Annotated in this window: 23 protein-coding genes and 1 tRNA gene; 10 read left to right on the forward strand and 14 right to left on the reverse strand. The window is 70.6% G+C overall.

Annotated features, from left to right (window positions below):
* Positions 1 to 26 precede the first annotated feature (26 nt).
* Positions 27 to 413, forward strand: coding sequence for a DoxX family protein (locus N5875_RS17850; protein ID WP_338494799.1), 387 nt, complete (start codon positions 27 to 29; stop codon positions 411 to 413).
* A gap of 32 nt (positions 414 to 445) precedes the next feature.
* Here the strand turns inward: N5875_RS17850 and N5875_RS17855 are convergent, their stop codons facing one another.
* Entirely contained in the window at positions 446 to 793 is a 348-nt protein-coding gene (locus N5875_RS17855) for a DUF1801 domain-containing protein (protein ID WP_318208529.1), read from the reverse strand.
* Positions 794 to 2,108: 1,315 nt separating this feature from the next.
* On the opposite strand from N5875_RS17855, the gene N5875_RS17860 reads away from it, so the two are divergent.
* Entirely contained in the window at positions 2,109 to 2,240 is a 132-nt protein-coding gene (locus N5875_RS17860; protein ID WP_338494802.1) for a hypothetical protein, read from the forward strand.
* Positions 2,240 to 3,376 carry a tyrosine-type recombinase/integrase gene (locus N5875_RS17865; RefSeq protein WP_338494805.1) on the forward strand — a complete coding sequence of 379 codons (1,137 nt, stop codon included), beginning with the start codon at positions 2,240 to 2,242 and terminating at the stop codon, positions 3,374 to 3,376. The genes N5875_RS17860 and N5875_RS17865 overlap by 1 nt, the downstream gene beginning before the upstream one ends.
* Before the next feature lie 71 nt (positions 3,377 to 3,447).
* Here N5875_RS17865 and N5875_RS17870 read toward each other — a convergent pair.
* Positions 3,448 to 3,521 (reverse strand) — tRNA-Thr (locus tag N5875_RS17870).
* Positions 3,522 to 3,703: 182 nt separating this feature from the next.
* Between N5875_RS17870 and ugpC the strand changes: the two genes are divergently transcribed.
* The 3 genes from ugpC (at position 3,704) to N5875_RS17885 (ending at position 6,274) form a co-directional block, all read left to right on the forward strand.
* On the forward strand, positions 3,704 to 4,801 hold the full coding sequence (gene ugpC, locus N5875_RS17875; protein ID WP_030323200.1) for a sn-glycerol-3-phosphate ABC transporter ATP-binding protein UgpC: 1,098 nt from the start codon (positions 3,704 to 3,706) through the stop codon (positions 4,799 to 4,801).
* A gap of 278 nt (positions 4,802 to 5,079) precedes the next feature.
* Positions 5,080 to 5,490 (forward strand): hypothetical protein, encoded by a 411-nt coding sequence (locus tag N5875_RS17880; protein ID WP_318208525.1) that lies wholly within the window; start codon positions 5,080 to 5,082, stop codon positions 5,488 to 5,490.
* Positions 5,491 to 5,557: 67 nt separating this feature from the next.
* The gene (locus N5875_RS17885) at positions 5,558 to 6,274 is read left to right on the forward strand and encodes a nucleotidyltransferase family protein (protein ID WP_318208524.1); all 717 of its coding nucleotides are present in this window, start codon (positions 5,558 to 5,560) and stop codon (positions 6,272 to 6,274) included.
* Between the two features lie 86 nt (positions 6,275 to 6,360).
* Here the strand turns inward: N5875_RS17885 and N5875_RS17890 are convergent, their stop codons facing one another.
* The 6 genes from N5875_RS17890 to N5875_RS17915 form a co-directional block, all read right to left on the reverse strand.
* A complete protein-coding gene (locus N5875_RS17890; RefSeq protein ID WP_338494811.1) occupies positions 6,361 to 7,989 on the reverse strand; it encodes a DoxX family membrane protein in 1,629 nt (542 codons plus the stop codon).
* A 277-nt stretch (positions 7,990 to 8,266) separates the two neighbouring features.
* The gene (gene rlmB, locus N5875_RS17895) at positions 8,267 to 9,226 is read right to left on the reverse strand and encodes a 23S rRNA (guanosine(2251)-2'-O)-methyltransferase RlmB (protein ID WP_318208522.1); all 960 of its coding nucleotides are present in this window, start codon (positions 9,224 to 9,226) and stop codon (positions 8,267 to 8,269) included.
* 77 nt (positions 9,227 to 9,303) lie between these two features.
* Entirely contained in the window at positions 9,304 to 10,704 is a 1,401-nt protein-coding gene (gene cysS / locus N5875_RS17900) for a cysteine--tRNA ligase (RefSeq protein WP_318208521.1), read from the reverse strand.
* 124 nt (positions 10,705 to 10,828) lie between these two features.
* The gene (ispF, locus tag N5875_RS17905; RefSeq protein WP_338494815.1) at positions 10,829 to 11,338 is read right to left on the reverse strand and encodes a 2-C-methyl-D-erythritol 2,4-cyclodiphosphate synthase; all 510 of its coding nucleotides are present in this window, start codon (positions 11,336 to 11,338) and stop codon (positions 10,829 to 10,831) included.
* Positions 11,328 to 12,077, reverse strand: coding sequence for a 2-C-methyl-D-erythritol 4-phosphate cytidylyltransferase (gene ispD, locus N5875_RS17910; RefSeq protein WP_318208519.1), 750 nt, complete (start codon positions 12,075 to 12,077; stop codon positions 11,328 to 11,330). The genes ispF and ispD overlap by 11 nt, the downstream gene beginning before the upstream one ends.
* 365 nt (positions 12,078 to 12,442) lie before the next feature.
* Positions 12,443 to 12,925 (reverse strand): CarD family transcriptional regulator, encoded by a 483-nt coding sequence (locus N5875_RS17915; protein ID WP_003953493.1) that lies wholly within the window; start codon positions 12,923 to 12,925, stop codon positions 12,443 to 12,445.
* Between the two features lie 660 nt (positions 12,926 to 13,585).
* On the opposite strand from N5875_RS17915, the gene N5875_RS17920 reads away from it, so the two are divergent.
* Positions 13,586 to 14,218, forward strand: coding sequence for a DUF461 domain-containing protein (locus N5875_RS17920; protein ID WP_318208518.1), 633 nt, complete (start codon positions 13,586 to 13,588; stop codon positions 14,216 to 14,218).
* 94 nt (positions 14,219 to 14,312) lie between these two features.
* On the opposite strand, the gene N5875_RS17925 is transcribed toward N5875_RS17920, so the two are convergent.
* Positions 14,313 to 14,993: a response regulator transcription factor gene (locus tag N5875_RS17925; RefSeq protein WP_015035162.1), complete on the reverse strand. Its 681-nt coding sequence runs from the start codon at positions 14,991 to 14,993 to the stop codon at positions 14,313 to 14,315.
* Positions 14,990 to 16,219, reverse strand: coding sequence for an ATP-binding protein (locus N5875_RS17930; protein WP_318208517.1), 1,230 nt, complete (start codon positions 16,217 to 16,219; stop codon positions 14,990 to 14,992). Before N5875_RS17930 ends, N5875_RS17925 begins: the two co-directional genes overlap by 4 nt.
* Before the next feature lie 265 nt (positions 16,220 to 16,484).
* On the opposite strand from N5875_RS17930, the gene phoU reads away from it, so the two are divergent.
* Positions 16,485 to 17,165 (forward strand): phosphate signaling complex protein PhoU, encoded by a 681-nt coding sequence (gene phoU, locus N5875_RS17935; RefSeq protein ID WP_030323218.1) that lies wholly within the window; start codon positions 16,485 to 16,487, stop codon positions 17,163 to 17,165.
* Between the two features lie 91 nt (positions 17,166 to 17,256).
* Complete coding sequence (locus N5875_RS17940) at positions 17,257 to 17,415, forward strand: hypothetical protein (RefSeq protein ID WP_318208516.1); 159 nt, start codon at positions 17,257 to 17,259, stop codon at positions 17,413 to 17,415.
* A 71-nt stretch (positions 17,416 to 17,486) separates the two neighbouring features.
* Here the strand turns inward: N5875_RS17940 and N5875_RS17945 are convergent, their stop codons facing one another.
* The 3 genes from N5875_RS17945 to N5875_RS17955 form a co-directional block, all read right to left on the reverse strand.
* On the reverse strand, positions 17,487 to 17,960 hold the full coding sequence (locus tag N5875_RS17945) for a GNAT family N-acetyltransferase (protein WP_338494822.1): 474 nt from the start codon (positions 17,958 to 17,960) through the stop codon (positions 17,487 to 17,489).
* Positions 17,961 to 18,033: 73 nt separating this feature from the next.
* The gene (locus N5875_RS17950; RefSeq protein ID WP_318208514.1) at positions 18,034 to 18,384 is read right to left on the reverse strand and encodes a hypothetical protein; all 351 of its coding nucleotides are present in this window, start codon (positions 18,382 to 18,384) and stop codon (positions 18,034 to 18,036) included.
* A 241-nt stretch (positions 18,385 to 18,625) separates the two neighbouring features.
* Positions 18,626 to 19,384 (reverse strand): phosphoglyceromutase, encoded by a 759-nt coding sequence (locus tag N5875_RS17955; RefSeq protein ID WP_318208513.1) that lies wholly within the window; start codon positions 19,382 to 19,384, stop codon positions 18,626 to 18,628.
* 126 nt (positions 19,385 to 19,510) lie between these two features.
* On the opposite strand from N5875_RS17955, the gene N5875_RS17960 reads away from it, so the two are divergent.
* Complete coding sequence (locus tag N5875_RS17960) at positions 19,511 to 20,839, forward strand: MFS transporter (protein WP_338494825.1); 1,329 nt, start codon at positions 19,511 to 19,513, stop codon at positions 20,837 to 20,839.
* Here the strand turns inward: N5875_RS17960 and N5875_RS17965 are convergent.
* Positions 20,829 to 21,743: an MBL fold metallo-hydrolase gene (locus N5875_RS17965; protein ID WP_338494828.1), complete on the reverse strand. Its 915-nt coding sequence runs from the start codon at positions 21,741 to 21,743 to the stop codon at positions 20,829 to 20,831. The two genes, N5875_RS17960 and N5875_RS17965, sit on opposite strands and share 11 nt — an antisense overlap.
* Positions 21,744 to 21,856: the final 113 nt, after the last annotated feature.

A 21,856-nucleotide genomic window follows, 5' to 3' on the forward strand; every position in this document is an offset into this window, starting at 1 on the left:
GCCGACACCATGCAAGGACACATCCCATGAACCTCGCCCTGTGGATCATCACCGGACTGCTTGCCGCCGCCTACCTGCTCGGCGGCGCCTTCAAGGTGATCACGCCGAAGGAGAAGATCGCCGCCAGCGGCCCCAGCGCCCGCTGGGCCGAGGACTTCAGCGCCGGCGGCATCAAAACCATCGGAGCCCTCGAGGTGCTGGCCGCGGTGGGCCTGGTCCTGCCCGCAGTGCTCGGCAACGCACCGGTTCTGGTCCCGCTGGCAGCCCTCGGCCTGGTGCTGATGATGACCGGCGCGGCGATCACCCGCATACGGCGTCACGAGACCACATTCATGGTGGTGGACCTGGTCTACCTCGCCCTCGCCGCCTTCGTCGTGTGGGGGCGCTTCGGCCCCGAGTCCTTCACGACCTGACCGGGGCATTGTCCGGCTACACCCCGCTGCGTTCAGCAGCCTGTGATCTCGTTCATCCGGTGGCGGACGAGGTCGGCGATGACGTCGTCGGGCAGGAGGTGGTCAGGGGTGAAGCGGACGGTGCCCTTGGACAGTTCGTACCCGGTCAGCCGTTCGCGTACGGCGTCCACCGCCTGCGGACTGAACGGGAAGACGCTCAGGTGCTCCTTGGCCGCCCGGAACCCGATGAGGGGTTTGCCGCCGAACCGCAGGGCCGCCATGCCGTAGCTTCTGCCGTCTTCGGCCTCCGGGGCGATCCGCAGCGCGATCGCTCGGACGTGCTCGAACGCCTCCCGCGAGGCCGCGTCCAGACCGGCGAAGTAGTCCTCGACCTCAGTCATCTGCTCGTTCCCGTCCGTGGATTCCCTTCCGGCACGATGGCCTCTTGCCGCCGTCCTGTCATGCCGGGCGTGGCGAACGGGCGATCCGGCCAGGCTCATCGCGGCGGTTGGGCCGCCGGCACGTTTGCCATGTCCAGCGCGGCGGGACGCTGGTTCGGAGACTCCGAGAGGGCCGCACCTCGGCGAATCGCAAGCAGGGCCGGCCACAGAGGTGCTTCGGCTACGGGTAGTTGTCCACGGACGATGAGGCGACGGGCTTCAGGGCCGGAGAGACGGACGCCGGGCGAGATCCCGGCATCGGCCGGCCGGACACGGCCGTCGCGATCGGGATCCCTGGTGCCGGCATCGCCGCCCACACCGTCGCCCTCGCGCTGCCCGCCATCACCCTCCAGCTCGTACGGGGCCGCGCTCGCAGCCACCGGCGCCGGGGCGCTCGCGGCGAACGGCCTCGCCGGGAACCTCCGCCTGCCGCCGAACCCGCTGGCGTTCTCCTGCCTGACATGGGAGGTCTCCGGCTCGCGGCCCCCGCGTCGATCGCGCTCGCGGGTTCAAGTTCAGTCACCACTGGGAGCCCTCGACGTTCTCCAGCGGGATCCAGCGCCTCGATGCAGCGGCGGGCGGTCGCCTCGTCCGGGCAGTACGACCGGCTTCTTGTCGCCGCGGCGGGCGACGTCGGTGTCCTCGCCGGCCCCGGACGAGACGTCCGAGGCTGAATAGGTCCCCCGGGCGGAAAGCCCAGGTCGGAGCGGCAAAACCAGAGGCCCCCTGTCGGGTTCGAACCGACGACCCCCGCTCTACAAGTTCGATTGCGGGGTCCTGAGCGGGCAAGGTCCACTCTTGACGGCTCTTGCGGTCGGCCGGGCCGTACCGCCCTCGTCCGCCGTCGTTGATGTCAACCATGGATGTCAGCCGCCGGTCACCACCAAGACCGCTTCTTCCGAAGCTCCTGCTTCTTCGCTTCGGCTTCCTTCTTCTTGCGATCCGCCTGCGCGCGAGCTGTCCACGCTCCCTGATGCTGGTAGCACTGACCGCTGCCCACGACAGCCGGCCGGGTACACCGGCCCCCACCCTTCTTCGGAGCCCCACACTTCGGCTGGGTCACGTCGTCTCCCTCCCAAAAGCCCGAACGGACACTGGCAGCGTCTCTCCAACTGCGGTGGACGAGGAAGGCGCACATGGGGGCACGGTGGGGCCCATGGCTCAGGGTCCGTCGGTCGGCGGTTGCCCACCAACGAACCCTGGCTGTGCCGACCGAGAGCTGCAAACCCTGGCAACAGACGGTCGCAGAAATCGCCATCTAGCCAAAGCGGATGCCATGACCTCTTCACAAGAGAGGGAGGATGCCAAGGTCGGCCGTCACGTCCGCATCCCCGAACCCGCCATCGAGGCGTACATCGCGACGCACACCGTGCAGCCTGTCGAGCGTCGCTACGGGCAGGTGGCCTGATGGCGAACCGCAAGGGCCTGCGCCGCCGGTTCGGCACCGTGCGACAGCTCGCGTCCGGCCGCTGGCAGGCGCGCTACCGCGACCCGCTGTCGGGCGAGACGAAGTCGGCGCCGCACACCTTCGAGACGAAGACGGACGCCCTCGTCTGGCTGACCACCATCGAGGCGGAGATCATCCGGGGCACCTATCAGGCCCCCGACGCGGGCAAGGTCGCCTTCGGGCCGTATGCCGACGACTGGTTGAAGCACCGCAAGCTGGAGGACCGCACCCGGGAACGGAGCGAGAGCGTGATCCGGCTGCACATCAAGCCGACCTTCGGCGCCGGGACGATAGCCGCGATCACCACACCCCGCGTACGAGCCTGGCGCACCGCCCTCCTGGAAGACGGCGTGGGCGAGCCGACCGTCGTCAAGGCGTACCAACTCCTCCGCGCGATCCTGAACACGGCCGTGGACGACGAGCTGATCCGCCGCAACCCGTGCCGCATCAAAGGCGCCGACCGCTACGACGTCCCGGAACGCCCCATCCTCACCGTGGCCGAGGTGTACGCGGTGGCCGACGCCATCCGGCCGCACCACCGGGTGCTCGTCCTCCTCGCCGCCTTCACCACCCTCCGGTTCGGCGAGCTGGCCTCGCTCCGCCGTCGGGACCTCGACCTGACCCGCTGCGTGGTCCTGGTCCGCCGCGCCCAGGCCGAGCTGCAGAACGGCACCCTGGCCGACAAGGCCCCGAAGTCCGCCGCCGGCGTCCGGCCGGTCGCCTTCCCGGCCGAACTCGCCCCCGAGCTCGCTCACCACCTGGAGCACTTCGCCGGGGCCGGGCAGGACGGCCACCTGTTCCAAGGTCCCCGCGGCGGCCTCCTCCGCCGCAGCAACTTCCGGGACGACTGGATCGCCGCCCGCGCCGCCGCCGGCGTCTCCGGGGACGTGCACTTCCACGATCTCCGCCACACCGGGAACACCCTCGCCTCCAGCGCCGGGGCCAGCACGCGCGAGCTCATGACGCGGATGGGCCACAGCACCACCCGGGCCGCGCTGATCTATCAGCACATGACGAGCGACCGTGATCAGCACATCGCCGGGAAGCTCGGAGAGATGATCCGCCAAGCCCGTAAGGACAGGCCTTCTGGCACGTAGGTGGCACGGCCGTGATCATGCGAAAGGGCCAGCGCCGGGGAATCATGCCCCTGCGCTGGCCCTTTGCCGTGAGCCCCCTGTCGGGTTCGAACCGACGACCCCCGCTTTACAAGAGCGGTGCTCTGGCCAGCTGAGCTAAGGAGGCAGCGAGTGCAGTGTAACCAACCTCGTCCCGGCGGCGGTCGGAAATCTCACCCCCGTCGGACTGCTGACAGATCCCGCGGCGCCAGGTAGCGTCACGTGCAGTTCATCCAGGTGGACTAGACCTCAATCCTTCCTTTACTCGGATCGTCCGGCACGTTCCTGCCGGTGAAGGGACACATCACCATGGCTTCCGTCACTTTCGACAAGGCGACCCGGGTGTACCCCGGTGCCACCAAGCCCTCCGTCGACCAGCTCGACATCGAGATCGCCGACGGCGAGTTCCTCGTCCTGGTCGGGCCCTCCGGCTGTGGCAAGTCGACCTCCCTGCGCATGCTCGCGGGTCTCGAGGACGTCAACGCCGGCTCCATCCGCATCGGTGACCGCGACGTCACGCACCTGCCGCCCAAGGACCGGGACATCGCCATGGTGTTCCAGAACTACGCGCTGTACCCGCACATGAGCGTCGCCGACAACATGGGCTTCGCGCTCAAGATCGCCGGTGTCAACAAGTCCGAGATCCGCACCAAGGTCGAAGAGGCCGCGAAGATCCTGGACCTCACCGAGTACCTCGACCGCAAGCCGAAGGCGCTCTCCGGCGGTCAGCGTCAGCGTGTCGCCATGGGTCGCGCCATCGTGCGTGAGCCGCAGGTCTTCCTCATGGACGAGCCGCTGTCGAACCTCGACGCCAAGCTCCGTGTCTCGACCCGTACGCAGATCGCCGGCCTCCAGCGCCGTCTCGGCATCACCACGGTCTACGTCACCCACGACCAGACCGAGGCCCTCACCATGGGCGACCGCGTCGCCGTCCTCAAGGACGGTCTGCTCCAGCAGGTCGACTCGCCGCGCAACATGTACGACAAGCCGGCCAACCTCTTCGTCGCCGGCTTCATCGGCTCCCCCGCCATGAACCTGGTCGAGGTCCCGATCACCGACGGCGGCGTGAAGTTCGGCAACAGCGTCGTCCCGGTCTCCCGTGACGCCATCGCCGCCGCCTCCGCCAACGGCGACACCACCGTCACCGTCGGCGTCCGCCCCGAGCACTTCGACGTGCAGGGCCCCACCGGCAAGGACGGCCTGGCCGTCACCGTCAACGTCGTCGAGGAGCTCGGCTCCGACGGCTTCGTGTACGGCTCCACCCGCGTCGGCGGCGAGGACAAGGACCTGGTCGTCCGCGTCGGCGGCCGTGACGTCCCCGCCAAGGGCACCACGCTGCACGTCGTCCCGCGCGCCGCCGAGCTCCACGTCTTCTCGACGTCCACCGGCGCCCGCCTCAGCGACTGACCCCCAGCGACTGACCCCCAGCGACTGGCCCCCAGCGACTGCCTCAGCCGCTGAACCTCGCCAGGCACCAGGCTGGCCGAACGGCCCCGTATCTCTTGCAGATGCGGGGTCGTTCGCCGTAGTGCGGTGCCCGGTCGGGGTTTACCGGAGAAAACCCCGGCATTCCGGGCCCGCCCCCACCCCCGCGTCAACACGGAATTCGAAAAGCCGCTTCGAACCATCCCCCGCGAGAGTGACTAAATGTCGCCATATCACTACCGGCCGCTACGCTCGCCTGCGTGACGCCTACTGCCCGCCGAATCGGCCGCTCTCTCGCCCTCGTCCTGCCCGTCGTCCTGGTGCTCTCGGGAACGCTCGCGGTGTCCGCCGTTCCGTGGGCCGGCGAGAACGCCGGGACCCAGCTGACGGCGTCCTCCTCCGAGGTCTCCGTCCGGGCCAAGTCCCGCGCCCCGCAGGACATTCTGCGCGACCAGCTCCTCGCCGAGCTCCAGGAGAAGGACCCCGGGGTCGCCCTCACCCACCTCCAGCGCGAGGTGGAGAACCGGCCCTCCCTCGCCAAGCACTGCATGTCCATCGCCCGCTCCCTCGGCCGCGCCGCCGTCGAGCAGTACGGCCCCTCCCGCGCCCAGAGCTTCTCGCGGCCGGTCTGCGACACCTCGTACGCGACCGGCGTGATGCGCGCGAGCTGAACAGCCGGACACTGAGCGACGTCGCGCGTCCGGACCTCTCGCGCGCGGGACGCCTATCGTTCCCCGTATGCACACCTCTCCGACGCAGGCCGTGGTCCTGGCGGGCGGCCAGGGCTCACGGCTCCGCCCGTACACCGACGACCGCCCCAAGCCGATGGTCGAGATCCCGGGCACCGGGACCCCGATCATCGGCCATCAGCTTTCCTGGCTCGCCGCCGAGGGCGTGACCGACGCCGTCGTCTCCTGCGGCCACCTCGCCGAAGTGCTCCAGGAGTGGCTGGAAAGCGCCGACCTCCCCCTCAAGGTGACGACGGTCGTCGAGAGCGAGCCCCTGGGCCGCGGCGGAGGCCTCAAGTACGCCGCCGCGCACCTGCCCGCGCCGGACCAGCCCTGGTACGCCACCAACGGCGACATCTGGACCCGTTTCTCGCTGCGCGAGATGGCCGCCTTCCACGACGAGCGCGACGCCCTCGCCACCCTCGCCCTGGCCCGCCCCCGCATCCCGTGGGGCGCCGTCGAGACCGACACCTTCGGGCACATCACCGACTTCGTCGAGGCACCGCCGTCGCCGTTCCTCATCAACGCGGGCGTGTACGTCTTCTCCGCGGCCTTCACGGAGCTCCTCCCGGACCTGGGCGACCACGAGCGCACCACGTTCCCCCGGCTCGCCCGTGAGCGGCGGCTGGCCGGCTTCCCGCTGCCCCAGGGCGCCTACTGGCGGGCCATCGACACCGCCAAGGACCTCACCGAGGCCGCCAAGGAGCTCGCCACCCAGCGGGGATGACACCTCGACTCCCACACGGAAGGGCGGCACCGCGTTCTCGCGGTGCCGCCCTTTCCCTGTCCTCCGTATGTGCGTCGTACGGAGCCTCAGCCCAGCAGTCCGCCGATCGGGTTCCTCGCCCCGCCCGACGTCGAGCTGCTCTCCGACGGCGTCCCCGTCGAACCCGTCGAGCCGCCGCCGGAGCCGCCGCTCGACGTGCTGCCGCCCGTGCTGCTCGGGGTGTCGCTGGTGGACGGCGGGGGCTCCGGGTCGGACTGCGTGGGCGTACGGCTGCTGCTGCCGGCGCCCGTGCCCGTGCCCTGCGTGGCCGTCGGGCGCTGCTCCTGCGTCCGGGTGGCCTCGCGGGTGGTCTCGGTGGGCCGGCTCGCCTCCTGCGTCTCCTCGCGCTCCGCCGGGGCCTCGCTGGTCGCGGCGGGGGCGGGCACGGTGGACGCGGCCTCCGAGGAGGGGGCGCGGCGCTTGGGCTCGGTGGGGAGCGGCCGGCCCGGGAGGTGGTTGATCGGGTCGTCGTTGGGGCCCGGGACGGTGACCATCTCGGTGGAGCGGACGGCGCCGCCGAGGACCGAGCCGATGAGGAGGGTGAGGCCGACGACGACCGCGGCGACGAGGGTGCTGCGGCGCATGACGCGGCGGCGCAGGTCCCACAGGTCGGCGCGCGGGCCGAGGGTGCGCCAGGCCTCTCCGGCCAGGCGGGCGTCGATCGAGTAGACGGGGGCGCCGGCGATGATCAGCGGGGACCAGGCGGCCAGGAAGATGATGTCGGCGGAGTCGTAGACCGGGACGGTCTTCCAGCTGACCGTGAGGAGCAGCGCGGCGGAGAGCAGCGCGCCGACGACGGCGGCGACGCGCTGCCAGAGGCCGAGGACGGTGAGGACGCCGACGACGACCTGGAGGAAGGCGACGGTGAGTCCTGCGCCGACCGGGTGCTGGAGGGCGAAGTCGCGGAGGGGTTCGGCGAGGGGCCAGGGGTGGAGGGAGTTGAGCCACTTCACCATGGAGCCGCGCTCGCCGCCGTCGAAGTAGACGGGGTCGCAGAGCTTGCCCATGCCCGCGTAGATGGAGATGAAGCCGAGGAAGACGCGGAGCGGGAGGAGGACGACGCCGAGGTTCATCCGGCGGCCGGGGTAGTAGGCGTGCCGGACGGCGTCCTGCCCGTGGCGCTGCGCGGGCCGGGCTTCCGGCGCCTCGTCGGCGTGCGGGCCGGCGGTCTCGGGCCGGAGGTCGTACAGGTCCTCGTAGGCGGCGTCGTACGCGCCCTCGGCGCGGCGCATCGGCGGCAGCAGGGGGCCGGAGTCGGCGGTCACCAGGGGGGTGGGCATGGTGTCGCCGATGCGCGGGATGGCCTGGGTGGCCCCCGCGTCCAGACCCGCGTGACCCCCGTGACCACCGCGGCCGCCGGGGCCTCCGTGGCCGACGGCCGGTTCGAGCGTGGAGACGGAGGACTCCCGTACCGCCTGGAGGAGGCCGGTCGCGCCCGGTGAGGACTTTCCGGTCCATACGACGGGACGGCGGCGGCCGCCCGCTCCTGAAGCCGCCCCGGACAGGGCCGCGGTGCGGGCGCCGGCGCCGATCTTCGGCTGCTGGGCCGGCGCGAGCCGCACACGGAAGCTGGCGTGGTTCACGATCACCTGGGCGGGATCGGAATCCACCTTGACCATGCTCAACGCGGGCTGATCGTCGAACCCCGGCCGGGGCGTTCTGGTGTCCACACTCATCTAACCGAGTGATCTGGGTTTAGGACACTGCCTTGACGGCCCGCAAATGTCCGAGACCCGTCAAGATCAACGGGATGGGAGGGTGGACACCCGTGAGGCCGTCACCAATTACCCCTGAGGGAAAGCGAATTGACCGCCCCGACGTTCGGCCGATGACCTCACGACCCGATGGCCCGACGACCCGACGACCCGATCATCGGCGCCGTGCTCAGCGGCGCCGTGCTCAGCGGCGCCGTGCTCAGCGGCAGTGCGTCCACCGCTGAGCCATCCGGTCGGGTCAGCGGGCCATCCGGCGGCGGGCCGCCTCGTAGAGCACGACGCCGGCGGCGACACCGGCGTTCAGCGACTCGGCGCCGCCCGGCATCGGGATGCGGACGAGGAAGTCGCAGGTCTCGCCGACGAGGCGGGACAGGCCCTTGCCCTCGGAGCCGACGACGATGACGACCGGGCCGCCCAGCTCCTCCAGCTCGTGGACCTCGCGGTCGCCGTCGGCGGCGAGGCCGACGACCGTGACTCCGGCCTTCTGGTACTGCTCCAGGCAGCGCGTCAGGTTGGTGGCGCGGGCGACCGGGGTACGGGCGGCGGTGCCGGCCGAGGTCTTCCACGCACCGGCGGTCATGCCGGCGGCGCGCCGCTCGGGGACGACGACGCCGTGGCCGCCGAAGGCGGAGACGGAGCGGACGACGGCGCCGAGGTTACGCGGGTCGGTGACGCCGTCGAGGGCGACGATCAGCGGGTCGTCGTGGTCGTCGAACGCGGCGGTGACGAGGTCCTCGGGGTGCGCGTACTCGTACGGCGGGACCTGGAGGACGAGACCCTGGTGGTTCAGGCCGTTCGTCATCCGGTCGAGCTCGGGGCGCGGCGCCTCCATGATGTTGATGTTGCCGCGGCCGGTGGCGAGGTTCAGGGCCTCGCGCACGCGCTCGTCGTTGTCGATGAACTGCTGCACGTACAGCGTCGAGGCGGGCACGCCGTCGCGCAGGGCCTCGAAGACCGGGTTGCGGCCGACGACCATCTCGGACTGGCCCTTGCCGCCGCGGCGGACGACGGGCTTGCGCTTGGCCGCGTTCCGGGTCATCGCGTTGGAGACGCGGAACGCCTTGTGGCCCTTGCGGTTCTCGGCCTTGGGCGTCGGCCCCTTGCCTTCCAGGCCCTTGCGCCGCTGGCCACCGCTGCCGATCGTCGCACCCTTCTTGTTGGACGTGCGACGGTTCCTGCGCTGGCTGTTCCCGGCCATGACTACCTATTCCTCGGTGTTGCGTACAAAGGTCTGTAATTGAAGTGTGCCGCCCGGAGGCCCGAGCGGCACGTCTTCTAACGGTTGCCCAGCGTCCAGCGGGGGCCGTCGGGGCTGTCCTCGATGGCGAGGCCGGACTGGTTCAGCTGGTCGCGGATCGCGTCCGCGGTCGCCCAGTCCTTGCGCTCGCGCGCCGACTCGCGCTGCTGGAGCACGAGCCGTACGAGGGTGTCGACGGCGCCGTGGAGCTCGTCGCCGCCACCGCTCTCCTCGGCCCAGTGCGGGTCGAGCGGGTCCAGGCCGAGGACGCCGAGCATGGCGCGGACCTCGGCGAGGCGGGCGATGGCCTCGTCCTTGTCGTCCGCGGCGAGGGCACTGTTGCCCTGGCGGACGGTGGTGTGGATGATCGCGAGCGCGTGCGGCACGCCCAGGTCGTCGTCCATGGCCTCGGCGAAGGCCGGCGGCACCTCGGGGGCGGGGGCGACGTCCCTGCCGGCCTTCTCGGTGGCGCGCTGGACGAAGCCCTCGATCCGGGCGAACGCCGACTCGGCCTCGCGCAGGGACTCCTCGCTGTACTCGATCATCGAGCGGTAGTGCGGGGTGCCCAGGTAGTAGCGGAGAACGATCGGGCGCCAGTTCTTCACCATCTCGGACACCAGCACGCTGTTGCCGAGCGACTTCGACATCTTCTCGCCGGCCATGGTGACCCAGGCGTTGTGCACCCAGTACGAGGCGAAGGCGTCGCCGAAGGCCTTGGCCTGGGCGATCTCGTTCTCGTGGTGCGGGAAGATCAGGTCGAGGCCGCCGCCGTGGATGTCGAACGCGGAGCCCAGGTACTTGTGGGCCATCGCCGAGCACTCCAGGTGCCAGCCGGGACGGCCGCGGCCCCACGGGGTCTCCCAGTCGGGCTCGCCCGGCTTGGTGGCCTTCCACATGGCGAAGTCGCGCGGGTCGCGCTTCCCGGTGATGCCGTCCTCGCTGGGCTGGCGCAGGTCGTCGATGTCCTGGTTCGACAGCTCCAGGTAGCCCGGGAAGGAGCGCACGTCGAAGTAGACGCTGCCGTCGGCCTCGTACGCGTGACCGCGCTCGATGAGGCCGCGCATCATCTCGATCATCTCGGGGACGTGCCCGGTGGCGCGGGGCTCGTACGTCGGCGGCAGGCAACCGAGGGCGTCGTAGCCCGCGTTGAACGCGCGCTCGTTCTCGTAGCCGATGGACCACCAGGGGCGGCTCTGGTCCGCGCCCTTGGCGATGATCTTGTCGTCGATGTCGGTGACGTTGCGGATGAACGTGACGTCGTAGCCGCGGTACGCGAACCAGCGGCGCATGATGTCGAAGTTCAGCCCCGAACGGATGTGGCCGATGTGCGGGGCCGCCTGGACGGTGGCACCACAGAGGTAGATCGAGACCTGGCCCGGCGTGAGCGGGGTGAAGTCACGGATCTGCCGGGCGCTGGTGTCGTACAGGCGAATAGTCACCACTCCAGGGTAGTGGGCGTGTGGTAGTGCCCCGATACCCGTTCGCCGTCTCCGATGACGTTTTTCACCGGTACCGGTGGATGCCGGTACCGGTGAACGTGACGACCGCCGCTCCGGAACGTGGTTACGGGCGTGCCACCGGGTACACGAGGGCCGTCGCCAGCGCCGCGAGGCCCTCCGCGCGGCCCGTCAGACCCAGGCCGTCCGTGGTGGTGCCGGAGACGGAGACGGGTGCGCCGGCCGCCTCGCTCAGTGCCTTCTGCGCCTCGTCGCGCCGCTTGCCGACTTTGGGGCGGACGCCGATGACCTGGACGGCGATGTTGCCGATCTCGTAGCCCTCGGCGCGGACGATCCGGGCGGCCTCCGCGAGCAGGGTGACGCCGGAGGCGCCGGAGTACTCGGGGCGGGAGGTGCCGAAGTGGGCGCCGAGGTCGCCGATGCCGGCGGCGGAGAAGAGCGCGTCGCAGGCGGCGTGGGCGGCGACGTCACCGTCGGAGTGCCCGGCGAGGCCGTACCCGTCGCTCTCGGAGGCGTCCCAGAGGAGGCCCGCGCACCAGAGTTCGCGGCCCTGCTCGAAGGCGTGGACGTCGGTGCCGATGCCGGTACGGGGAAGGATCATCGGTTCAGAAGCCATCGTTGGCCCTCCTGCGGGCGAGTACGGCCTCGGCGAGGACGAGGTCGAGGGGGCGGGTCACCTTGAAGGCCTCCTCGTGGCCGGGCACGACGACGACGGGCGCGCCGAGCCGCTCGACCATACCGGCGTCGTCGGTGGCGCCCTCACCGGTGAGGGCGATGGTCGCGTGGGCGTTGACCAGGGTGTCGTGGTCGAAGCCCTGGGGGGTCTGGACGGCGCGGAGCCGGGCCCGGACCGGGGTGGCGACGACCTGCTCGGGGTCGCCCGGCTTCTCGGCCGGTTCGACCTCCTTGACGGTGTCGGCGACGGGCAGCGCGGGGACGACGGCGACGGCCCCGTCCCGTACGGCCTCGATGACCGCGTCGACGGTGTCGACGGGGACGAGCGGCCGGGCGGCGTCGTGGACGAGGACGGTGCTGATGCCCTCGGGCAGCGCCTGGAGGCCGAGGTGCACGGACTCCTGGCGGGTCTCACCGCCGGGCACGACGAGGTAGTCGGTGCGCTCGGGGAGGGCGTGGGCGTCGAGGAGGTTCTTGACCTCGGCGGCCCCGTCGGGCGGTGCGACCACGACGACGAGCGAGACCGCGCGGGAGGCGGCCATCGCGCGGACGGCGTGGATGAGCATGGGGGTGCCGTTCAGCGCGCGCAGCGCCTTGGGGGCGCCCGGGCCGAGGCGTACGCCCCGTCCGGCCGCCGGGATCACCACGGCGGTACGAGGAGGACGCGCTTCGTCTGACATCGGTTGCACTCCGGCAGGTTTGTTTCCGCGGCCGACATGGGTATGGCCTCACCGTGCCGGACGCTCCGCCTTGACCGGGCCCTTTCCGTGACGACGGTCGAGGCGTTGACGCCCACGCACAGGGGTTCGGACGTAACAGGGGGAACGAGAGCATACGTACATGAACACGCGTACGCGAAAGTGCGTACAGGACATGCCTGCGGTCGCGATCGTGTGACGGCGCGGTCGCGTGATGTCGCAGTCGTGAAATGCCACTCGTGAAATGCCGCAGTGCCCGGCGGCAGCACTGTGTGGATCACAGCACGCCAGCGGGCACCGCGGCATCGCTTCACTTGGTAGCGCGCTCGGAGGTCTTCAGAGCACGCTCAGGACGCGAGGACCTCGTCGAGGAGAGCCTCGGCCTTGTCCTCGTTCGTGTTCTCCGCGAGGGCCAGCTCGCTGACCAGGATCTGCCGAGCCTTGGCGAGCATGCGCTTCTCACCGGCGGAGAGACCGCGCTCGCGCTCACGCCGCCACAGGTCGCGGACTACTTCGGCGACCTTGATGACATCGCCGGAGGCGAGCTTCTCGAGATTTGCCTTGTAGCGACGGGACCAGTTCGTCGGCTCTTCGGCGTACGGCGCGCGCAGCACCTCGAAGACCCGGTCCAGCCCGTCCTGACCGACTACGTCGCGAACACCGACGAACTCCGCATTGTCCGCCGGCACACGAACCGTCAGGTCGCCCTGCGCGACCTTGAGCACCAAGTAGGTCTTGTCCACGCCTTTGATCTGGCGAGTTTCGATGGCCTCGATCAGCGCGGCCCCGTGATGGGGATAGACCACGGTGTCGCCAACCTTGAACGTCATGTGACAGGTACCCCTTCCGTGGCTATCCAGGGTAACACGGATACGGCTTCTTCTGAATGGCGTTTTCGCAGGTCAGGGCATATCTCGGGGCTTGACAACAGCAACACGAACGTGCTGCGGAGGGCTTCCGGAAGGCGGTATTCGCAGGTCGGAGCGGCTGCGCGGACGGAGAGAAACGCGCACGTTACACCTACCCGAAGCCCCTCCAGGGAGGGGCGATGCCCCGTTTTGTCGGGTTCGGAGTGGCCTTCCCAACGTACTCCGTTCGAGGATCGTCCACCCGTACGGATGCATCACGGGGTGATTCCGTAATTGATCAGGGGACGCCGGTCCGGGTTTTTCCGGAGGTACGGCTCCGGGGAATGCGGGGCGGTCCTCGAATTGATCAAGGCGGTTATGTGAACACCAGGTCAATGGGTCGTGATCCGGCCACGGCGGCCGGCGCACGGCGAGAGCGGCGGGAGACTCGCGGGATCTCCGCCGGAGACCCCGTGGCCGGTAAGGGGCGGGTCGGGTGCGGGACGGAGAGTGCGGCTCGGTAACCTGAGCGCGCTGACACGCCCTTAGTTGGTCTTGGTTGGTCGTAGTTGGTCTTCGGTTCCGAAGCCGGTCCGAAGCCTGTCCGTAGCCTGTCCGTACGTCCTAGGAGATGCCGCCGCCGTGAGCCGCAGCCTTCGACGCGGCGCCCTCGCCGCCACCGCCATCGTTTTCTCCATCGCCGCGCTGTCCGCCTGTGGCGCGGGCAACGACGCGCAGTCGCTCGGCGTCAAGCCGGACAACGCCGCCATCACCGTGGACGACGTCAAGATCCAGAACGCGCTGGTGATCACCCAGCCGCTGGACGTGGCCAAGGGCCCGGCCGTCGTCTCGGCCACCGTCTTCAACAACGGTCGGCTGCCCCAGACGATCCAGTCCATCACCCTGCCGGGCAGCAGCGCCGCCGTGGCGCTGAAGTCCGCCTCCGGCGTCGGCCCGATCACCGTCCCGGCCGGCGGCTCCGTCGTCATCGGCGGCAAGGGCAACGCCTCCGCCGTCATCGAGAACGGCAGCGAGGCCACCCGCGACGGTGACGCGCAGAAGGTCGTCTTCAAGCTGAGCCGGACCGGCGACGTGGGCCTGAGCGCCTTCGTGGTCCCGGCGACCAGCTACTTCAAGGACTTCGGCCCGGAGATCGTCCCGGCGCCCCCGGGCACCCAGCCGACCGCCACCGCGACGCCCTCGGGCGCGGCGGAGGGCGAGCACGGCGGCGAGGGCGGCCACGGCGCGGAGGCGACCCAGCCGGCCGGTCACTGACCCGTACGCATTTACGTGAAGGGCGCCCTCCCCGGCGGGGAGGGCGCCCTTCACGTAGGCGTCCGGTTCACGGCCGGCACGCCGCACCTCCGGTCTACGGCTCGAACTTGTAGCCCAGGCCTCGGACCGTGACCAGGTAGCGCGGGGCGCCCGGGTCCGGTTCGATCTTGGCGCGGAGGCGCTTGACGTGGACGTCGAGGGTCTTGGTGTCGCCGACGTAGTCCGCGCCCCAGACCCGGTCGATGAGCTGCATACGGGTCAGCACGCGGCCCGCGTTGCGCAGCAGCATCTCCAGGAGGTCGAACTCCTTCAGGGGCAGGTCGACCTTGCCGCCCGCGACCGTCACCACGTGGCGGTCGACGTCCATCCGGACCGGGCCGGCCTCCAGGGCCGCGGGGGTGACCTCCTCCGGCTCACCGCGGCGGCGCAGGACCGCGCGGATGCGGGCGACCAGCTCCCGCGAGGAGAAGGGCTTCGTCACGTAGTCGTCGGCTCCTATCTCCAGCCCGACGACCTTGTCGATCTCGCTGTCCTTGGCCGTCACCATGATGACGGGAACGTTCGAGCGTCCGCGCAGCTGACGGCAGACCTCGGTACCAGGAAGCCCCGGAAGCATCAGGTCGAGGAGGACGAGGTCGGCCCCGTTGCGCTCGAACTCGTCGAGGCCGTCGGGCCCGGTCGCCGCCACGGCGACCTCGAAACCCTCCTTGCGAAGCATGTAGGACAGGGCGTCGCTGAAGGATTCCTCATCCTCGACGACAAGCACTCGGGTCACGGAAGGACCTCCGGGGCAGGAAGCGGTTCGGTCATGAGATCAGGGGTGGGGGACGAGGCGGGTCGGCGGTCCCGTACGGCGCCCGCCTCGGGCAGCCGCAAGGTGAAGGTGGAGCCCTGGCCCTCGGTGCTCCAGACGGTGACCTCTCCGCCGTGGGAGGCGGCCACGTGCTTGACGATGGCCAGGCCGAGTCCCGTACCGCCGGTGGCACGGGAGCGGGCCGGGTCGACGCGGTAGAAGCGCTCGAAGATCCGCTCGCGGTCCTTCTCGGAGATGCCGATGCCCTGGTCGGTCACGGCTATCTCGATCAGGTCCCCGCCCGGCGCCGTGATGTGGCGGGCGGCGATGCCCACCCTCGTACGGGCCGGTGAGTAGTTGACGGCGTTCTCCACTAGGTTGCCCAGGGCCGCGGCCAGCTGACCGCGGCTGCCCCAGACGTAGAGGTCGGCCGCGCCGCCGGAGACCATGGTGATCTGCTTGGTGGAGGCGGTGTGCCGGGAGCGGTCGATCGCCTCGGCGACGAGTTCGTCCACGGACACGGGCTCGGAGTCCTCCAGCGGGTCGTCGTTCTGCACGCGGGAGAGGTCGATGAGCTCCTGTACGAGGTTGGTGAGGCGGGTCGCCTCTATCTGCATGCGGCCGGCGAAGCGGGTGACCGCCTCGGGGTCGTCCGAGGCGTCCATGACCGCCTCGGAGAGCAGCGAGAGCGCGCCCGTCGGGGTCTTGAGCTCATGGCTCACGTTGGCGACGAAGTCGCGCCGTACCGCTTCGATACGACGGGCCTCGGTGAGGTCCTCGACCAGCAGCAGCACGAGGCGCGAGCCCAGCGGGGCGACCCGGGCGGAGACGGCGAGGGCCTCGCCGCGTCCGCTGCCGCGCCGGGCCAGGTCCAGCTCGACCTGCCGTATCTCTCCGTCACGGCGGGTGTCACGGGCCATGTTGAGCATGGGCTCGACGGCCAGTTTCCCGCCACGGACCAGGCCGAGCGCGTACGCTGCCGAGCTGGCCTTCACCACGGAGTCGCTTTCGTCCAGGACGACCGCGGAGGAGCGCAGCACGGACAGCACGGTGTCGACGCCGGGCGGGAGCACGGCGTCGGTGTGCAGGGAAGTACGGGTGGGTCTCGCCTGGTCGCGCTCGCTCCAGCGGAACGCCAGCATGGCGATCACGCCGGTGCACACGCCGGCGATCGCGGCCAATGCGGCGACCGCCGCGTTCACGTCCATGCCTCCCAGGTTATGCGGGTGCGAGGACTCTCTCCCAGCCGTCCGAGTGGCTGCTCGAACACTCGTCGCTCAGAGTTCACTGTGAAGACGGGGCCGGTTCATTTGCCCCGCAAGGAGCGGTGGCGCGTGTCGCCCAGAGTTCACCTTGGTGAAAGTGCCGGTTCATGTGAGGGGGTGGAACCGGACGCGTAGGGGGTCGAACGTGGGAGCGTGGGGGTCCGAAGCCCCACCCGGACCCCGGAGCTTTGCGTAGAGAGGGACATCCATGCGGGACGCGTACCACGAGGAACTGGACTCGATCGGCGAGAGCCTGGTCGAGATGGCCCGACTCGTCGGGTCGGCGGTCGGGCGCGCCACGACGGCGATGCTCGACGCGGATCTCAAGCTCGCGGAGAGCGTGATCGCGGCGGACCAGAAGGTCGACGACCTCCAGCACGAACTGGAGGCCAGGGCCATCGCGCTGCTCGCGCGGCAGCAGCCGGTGGCGACGGATCTGCGGATAGTGGTCACCTCGCTGCGGATGAGCGCCGACCTGGAGCGCTCGGGCGACCTGGCGCAGCACGTGGCGAAACTGGCGCGGCTGCGGTTCCCGGAGTCGGCGGTGCCGCGGGACCTGCACGCGACCATCCTGGAGATGGGACAGCTGGCGCAGCGCCTGATGGCGAAGGCGGCGGAGGTCATCATCACGAAGGACGTCGATCTGGCGCTCCAGCTGGAGCAGGACGACGACGAGATGGACCTGCTGCACCGGACGCTGTTCCAGCACCTGATCGACGACCGCTGGAAGCACGGCATCGAGACGGCGGTCGACGTGACGCTGCTCGGCCGCTACTACGAGCGGTTCGCCGACCACGCGGTGTCGGTGGCGAAGCGTGTGGTGTACCTGGTGACGGGTGAGCACGCGGACGAGCTCCAGGCGGCGGACGCGCCGGTGGAGGGCGCGTAGCGCTCGGGCGCCGATGCGCCGTTGATGCGCCGGTCCGGGTGGGCATGCAATGGGGGGAGGCGACGTGCGCCTCGAAAAGGGAGGGACCCCCATGGCCGAATCCCCCAACACGACCGTGACCGATTCCGGGGCGGAGGCACCGCGCGAGGCGGTGCACCTGCCCCTCCTGGGCGCCTGCGGGTGCGGCTCGGGGTGCGGCTGCGGCTGCCAGTCGGGCGGCCCGTGCCAGTGCGGCGGCTGCTCGGGCTGATCGGGTGTACGAGGGGTGGGGTGCGGCATCCGCACCCCACCCCTTCTGCTCCCTCGCCGCCCCTGTCGCCCCTATACGTCCAGCACGCCGACGACCTGGTCGCCGCTGGTCTCCCCCGTCGTACGGAAACCGAGCCGGTCGTAGAAGGCGCCGGGCCCGTCGTCGCCGGGCTCCCAGGTGACGTACAGCTTGGAGTCGCCGCGGCGGCGCAGCTCGTCGCGGACGGCTTCGACGGCGAAGCGGCCGTATCCCTTGCCCTGTCCGTCGGCGGCGATGTTGAGCCGCCAGAGACCGCTGCGCCGGTCGGTGGGGTCCTTCTTCGCGTCCCACTGGAGGTCGAGGAAGGCCATCAGGAAGCCGACGAGTTCGTCACCGTCGAAGATCAGCCGCGGCCAGGCGGCCTCCCCGAAGGCGTACGCCTCGGCGAGGGAGCGCGCGACGGGAGCGACGTTCCGCTCCTGGTGGGGGTGGACGCGCAGGGCGAGGGCGGCGTCGACGGTGGCGGGGGTGACCTTCTCCAGGCGGAGGGGGGAACGGGTGCTCATGGCGGGACGGTAGCGGCAGGGAGGGACGGGCGCCGGTGATTTTTTCCTGACCGGGCCCGTCCTTCGGCTGCCGCTAGCCGGCGAACCAGACCGAGCGGAGCTTGAGGCGGTCCGTGGCCGGGCGGCCGTGGGGGCGGAGGGTCCAGGAGTCGCCGGTGCAGTCGGGCTCGGTGAAGACCATCGCATAGTCGTCGGTGTCGTTGTGCGGTGCGAAGGCCGGCGCGGAGGAGCTGGGGTCGGCGGCCTCGGGAATCGTGATGCACTCCCGGCCGGCCGGGTCGTGCAGCGTGGCCGACTGCGGGGTCCCGTCGAGCCCGACGAACCGGTAGCCGAAGTCACCGGTGGTGGCGTGGGCGGGGGAGGCGAGCGTGGCGGTGAGGGCGAGGGCACCGCAGACGGCGGCGAAGGAGTGCCGGAGACGCACGAAGGTTCTCGATTCGGATGAGAAGGAGCGGTTTCACCCGCACCTCTACCTCTCCGCCTCGGCCCCATGCGCCGGGCCGCCGCCGTAAGGTTTCGCCCTCACCCGTCCGGCCGAGCGTCACGCCAAGCCCCCGCCGGCGCACCCGCCCGAGCGCCCGCCCGAGCCGCGGAGACGGAGAAGCCCCCTCCCCACCGGACTCCGGCGGCGAGGGGGCTTCCTCTCGGGGTTCAGCGCGTCAGGGTTACTTCTTGCCCTGGTTCTTGACCGCCTCGATGGCCGCCGCCGCGGCCTCCGGGTCGAGGTAGGTGCCGCCCGGGTTCAGGGGCTTGAAGTTCTCGTCCAGCTCGTAGGCGAGCGGGATGCCCGTCGGGATGTTGAGGCCCGCGATGGCCTCGTCCGAGATGCCGTCGAGGTGCTTCACCAGCGCGCGGAGGCTGTTGCCGTGGGCGGCGATCAGGACCGTGCGGCCCGACAGGAGGTCCGGGACGATCGCGTCGTACCAGTACGGGAGCATCCGCTCCACGACGTCCTTCAGGCACTCGGTGTCCGGGCGCAGCTCCGGCGGGATCGTCGCGTAGCGCGCGTCGTGCGCCTGCGAGAACTCGCTGTCGTCCGAGAGCGCCGGCGGCGGGGTGTCGTACGAGCGGCGCCACAGCATGAACTGCTCCTCGCCGAACTCGGCGAGCGTCTGGGCCTTGTCCTTGCCCTGGAGGGCGCCGTAGTGGCGCTCGTTGAGGCGCCACGAGCGGTTCACCGGGATCCAGTGGCGGTCCGCGGACTCCAGCGCGAGCTGGGCGGTGCGGATGGCGCGCTTCTGGAGGGAGGTGTGCAGTACGTCGGGGAGCAGGCCGGCGTCCTTGAGCAGCTCGCCGCCGCGCGTCGCCTCCTTCTCACCCTTCGCGGTGAGGTTCACGTCCACCCAACCGGTGAACAGATTCTTCTCGTTCCACTCGCTCTCGCCGTGGCGGAGGAGGATCAGCTTGTACGGTGCGTCGGCCATGCGTACGAGCCTAATGGACCTCTGACGATTGACGCGCGTCGTCAATCCGCTGGCGTCCGGCACCTGAGATGCGTAAGTTACGAGAGCCGTCAGAGGTACTTACAGATAGCAGGGGGCCGGCCACATATGTCCATCGACTCGCTCAGACGATCAGCCAGCGCGACCGTCTCCGGCCTCCCGCAGGGCTTCTGGTGGCTCTGGCTGTCGACCTTGGTCAATCGGACCGGGGCTTTCGTCCTGACGTTCCTCTCCCTGTATCTGACGGTGGAACTCGGGCACTCGGCATGGTTCGCCGGTCTCGTCGTCGCCCTCCACGGCCTCGGCGGCGTCGCCGGTTCCCCGCTCGGCGGCATGCTCACCGACCGCTGGGGCCGCCGCCCCACCATGGTCACCATGCACCTCGCGGCCGCCGCGTCCGCCGCCGCCCTCGCCGTCGTCACCAGCGCCTGGGCCATCGCGACGGTCGTCCTCCTCATGGGCGTCGCCATGCAGGCCGTCCGCCCCTCCATCAACGCCACCATCGCCGACATGGTCCCCGCCCACGACGTGCGCCGGGCCTACGCCCTCAACTACTGGGCCCTCAACCTCGGCTTCGCCATCGCCTCCATCGGCGGCGGCGCCGCGATCTTCCTCGGTTACCGGACGCTGTTCGTCGTCGATGCCATCGCCACCACCCTGTGCGCCGTCATCGTCTTCCTCCGCCTCCCCGAGACCCGTCCCGAGGCCCGGACCGACAAGGCCGGCAAGCCGGTCGCCGAGGCCAAGGTCAGCATGCTCACCGTGCTGCGCGACGCGCCCTTCCGCACCCTCGTCCTCATCAACCTCCTCGTCTGCCTCGTCTTCACCGCGCCCTGGATCGGTCTCCCCCTCACCATGGCGGACAAGGGCCTCTCGCCCTCCTCCTACGGTGTCGTCATCGCCGTCAACGGCATCGTGATCGTCGGCTTCCAGCTCCTCGTCAACAAGCTGACCGACAAGCGCTCCCCCGTCCTCCTGCTCACCCTCTCCTCGCTCCTCTTCGCCCTCGGCACCGGCGCCACCGCCCTCGCCGGCTCCTCCGTGGTGGCCTTCGCCGCGACCGTCGTCGTCTGGACCGTCGGCGAGATGATCCACGTCCCGACGAACGCCGCCGCCACCGCCCGCCTCGCCCCCGAACACGCCCGTGGCCGCTACCAGGGCGTCATGGGCATGTCCTGGGCCGTCGCCGGTTTCGTCGCCCCGATCGGTGCCGGCGCGATCGTCAGCGGCCCCGGCCCGAACGTCCTGTGGGCGGCGACCTTCGCGATCGGCGTGCTCGCCGCCGTCGGGTACACGACCCGGCTGCGCAAGGCCCTCGCCGACGACAGCACCGGTGACGGCACCGAGGACAGCGCCGTCGACAGCACCGGTGACGGCACCGGTGACGGCGACCGTGTCGGTGTCGACTCCGCCGGGAAGGACCCCGTCAGCGCCTGACGGACGCCCCTCTACGTACGAGACCGAACCCGCTCCCCTCCCTGCGCACTTCGGCGAAGCCCGACCCGCCGAAGTGCGCGGGCACGACCAGCTCCCGTTCGTCGGCGGCCCGTTCGAGGATCCGGCGGCGGCTCACCGCCGCCCCTCGCGCGTCCAGGCAGAAGCAGCTGTTGTGCGCGGGGTCGAGGATCTGCACGGGACTGTGCAGCAGGTCCCCGACGAAGACCGCCCGCTCCCCCGCCGACGCGAGCCGCAGCACGGCCGAGCCGGGTGTGTGGCCGGGCGCGGACTCCAGGGTGAGGTGTTCGTCGATGCGGTGGACGCCGTCCCAGAGCACGGTCCGCCCCGCGCGGTGGAGGGGCGCGACGCTGTCCTCGTAGACGAAGCGGTCGGCCCGGTCGCGGCCGCCGCCGTAGGCGTTGTCCGGCCCGAAGTGGGCGTCGTCGGCCGCCGGTACGAGGTACTCGGCGCGCGGGAAGGTCGGCACCCACTCTCGGCCCTCGGCCCGGGTGTTCCAGCCGACGTGGTCGGCGTGCAGATGGGTGTTGACGACGACGTCCACGTCCTCGGGACGGACCCCGGCCCGTTCGAGGATGCCGAGGAAGTCCCCCTGCCAGTGGTGGAACTGCGGCGAGCCGGGACGCTCGCGCCCGTTGCCCACCCCGGTGTCGACCAGAATCGTCCGTCCCCCGCTGCGCAGCACCCACGTCTGCAGCGCCATGACCGCCCGGTCGCTCTCCGGATCCCAGTGGTCCGGCGCCAGCCAGTCCTCGTTGTCCTTCCAGGTCTCCCGGCCGGCCGAGGGGACGAGCTCGCCGACGGTCGCGAACGGACCCTGCCACTCGACGACCCGGATGACCTCGACGTCCCCCACCACCATGCGCTGTGCGCTCTCCTGTGTCATGCCCTCGACGTTAGGGAGCGCACATGAGCCTCTCAATGCCCGTACGGCTCCGCCGGATACGCGTACGTCTCAACACGTCTCGGCACACCACGCCGGACGGCCTACGCTGGCGC

This window comes from Streptomyces sp. SJL17-4 (genome assembly GCF_036826855.1).
GTDB lineage: Bacteria > Actinomycetota > Actinomycetes > Streptomycetales > Streptomycetaceae > Streptomyces.

Coding starts and splice junctions, on each gene's coding strand:
- ugpC (WP_030323200.1), top strand. CDS start 3,704: ATGGCTTCCGTCACTTTCGACAAGGCGACCCGGGTGTACCCCGGTGCC.
- N5875_RS17890 (WP_338494811.1), bottom strand. CDS start 7,989: ATGAGTGTGGACACCAGAACGCCCCGGCCGGGGTTCGACGATCAGCCC.
- N5875_RS17945 (WP_338494822.1), bottom strand. CDS start 17,960: ATGAGCACCCGTTCCCCCCTCCGCCTGGAGAAGGTCACCCCCGCCACC.
- N5875_RS17855 (WP_318208529.1), bottom strand. CDS start 793: ATGACTGAGGTCGAGGACTACTTCGCCGGTCTGGACGCGGCCTCGCGG.
- ispD (WP_318208519.1), bottom strand. CDS start 12,077: ATGTCAGACGAAGCGCGTCCTCCTCGTACCGCCGTGGTGATCCCGGCG.
- phoU (WP_030323218.1), top strand. CDS start 16,485: ATGCGGGACGCGTACCACGAGGAACTGGACTCGATCGGCGAGAGCCTG.
- N5875_RS17865 (WP_338494805.1), top strand. CDS start 2,240: ATGGCGAACCGCAAGGGCCTGCGCCGCCGGTTCGGCACCGTGCGACAG.
- N5875_RS17915 (WP_003953493.1), bottom strand. CDS start 12,925: ATGACGTTCAAGGTTGGCGACACCGTGGTCTATCCCCATCACGGGGCC.
- N5875_RS17940 (WP_318208516.1), top strand. CDS start 17,257: ATGGCCGAATCCCCCAACACGACCGTGACCGATTCCGGGGCGGAGGCA.
- N5875_RS17850 (WP_338494799.1), top strand. CDS start 27: ATGAACCTCGCCCTGTGGATCATCACCGGACTGCTTGCCGCCGCCTAC.
- N5875_RS17965 (WP_338494828.1), bottom strand. CDS start 21,743: ATGACACAGGAGAGCGCACAGCGCATGGTGGTGGGGGACGTCGAGGTC.
- N5875_RS17955 (WP_318208513.1), bottom strand. CDS start 19,384: ATGGCCGACGCACCGTACAAGCTGATCCTCCTCCGCCACGGCGAGAGC.
- rlmB (WP_318208522.1), bottom strand. CDS start 9,226: ATGGCCGGGAACAGCCAGCGCAGGAACCGTCGCACGTCCAACAAGAAG.
- N5875_RS17885 (WP_318208524.1), top strand. CDS start 5,558: ATGCACACCTCTCCGACGCAGGCCGTGGTCCTGGCGGGCGGCCAGGGC.
- ispF (WP_338494815.1), bottom strand. CDS start 11,338: ATGGCTTCTGAACCGATGATCCTTCCCCGTACCGGCATCGGCACCGAC.
- N5875_RS17860 (WP_338494802.1), top strand. CDS start 2,109: ATGACCTCTTCACAAGAGAGGGAGGATGCCAAGGTCGGCCGTCACGTC.
- N5875_RS17930 (WP_318208517.1), bottom strand. CDS start 16,219: ATGGACGTGAACGCGGCGGTCGCCGCATTGGCCGCGATCGCCGGCGTG.
- N5875_RS17960 (WP_338494825.1), top strand. CDS start 19,511: ATGTCCATCGACTCGCTCAGACGATCAGCCAGCGCGACCGTCTCCGGC.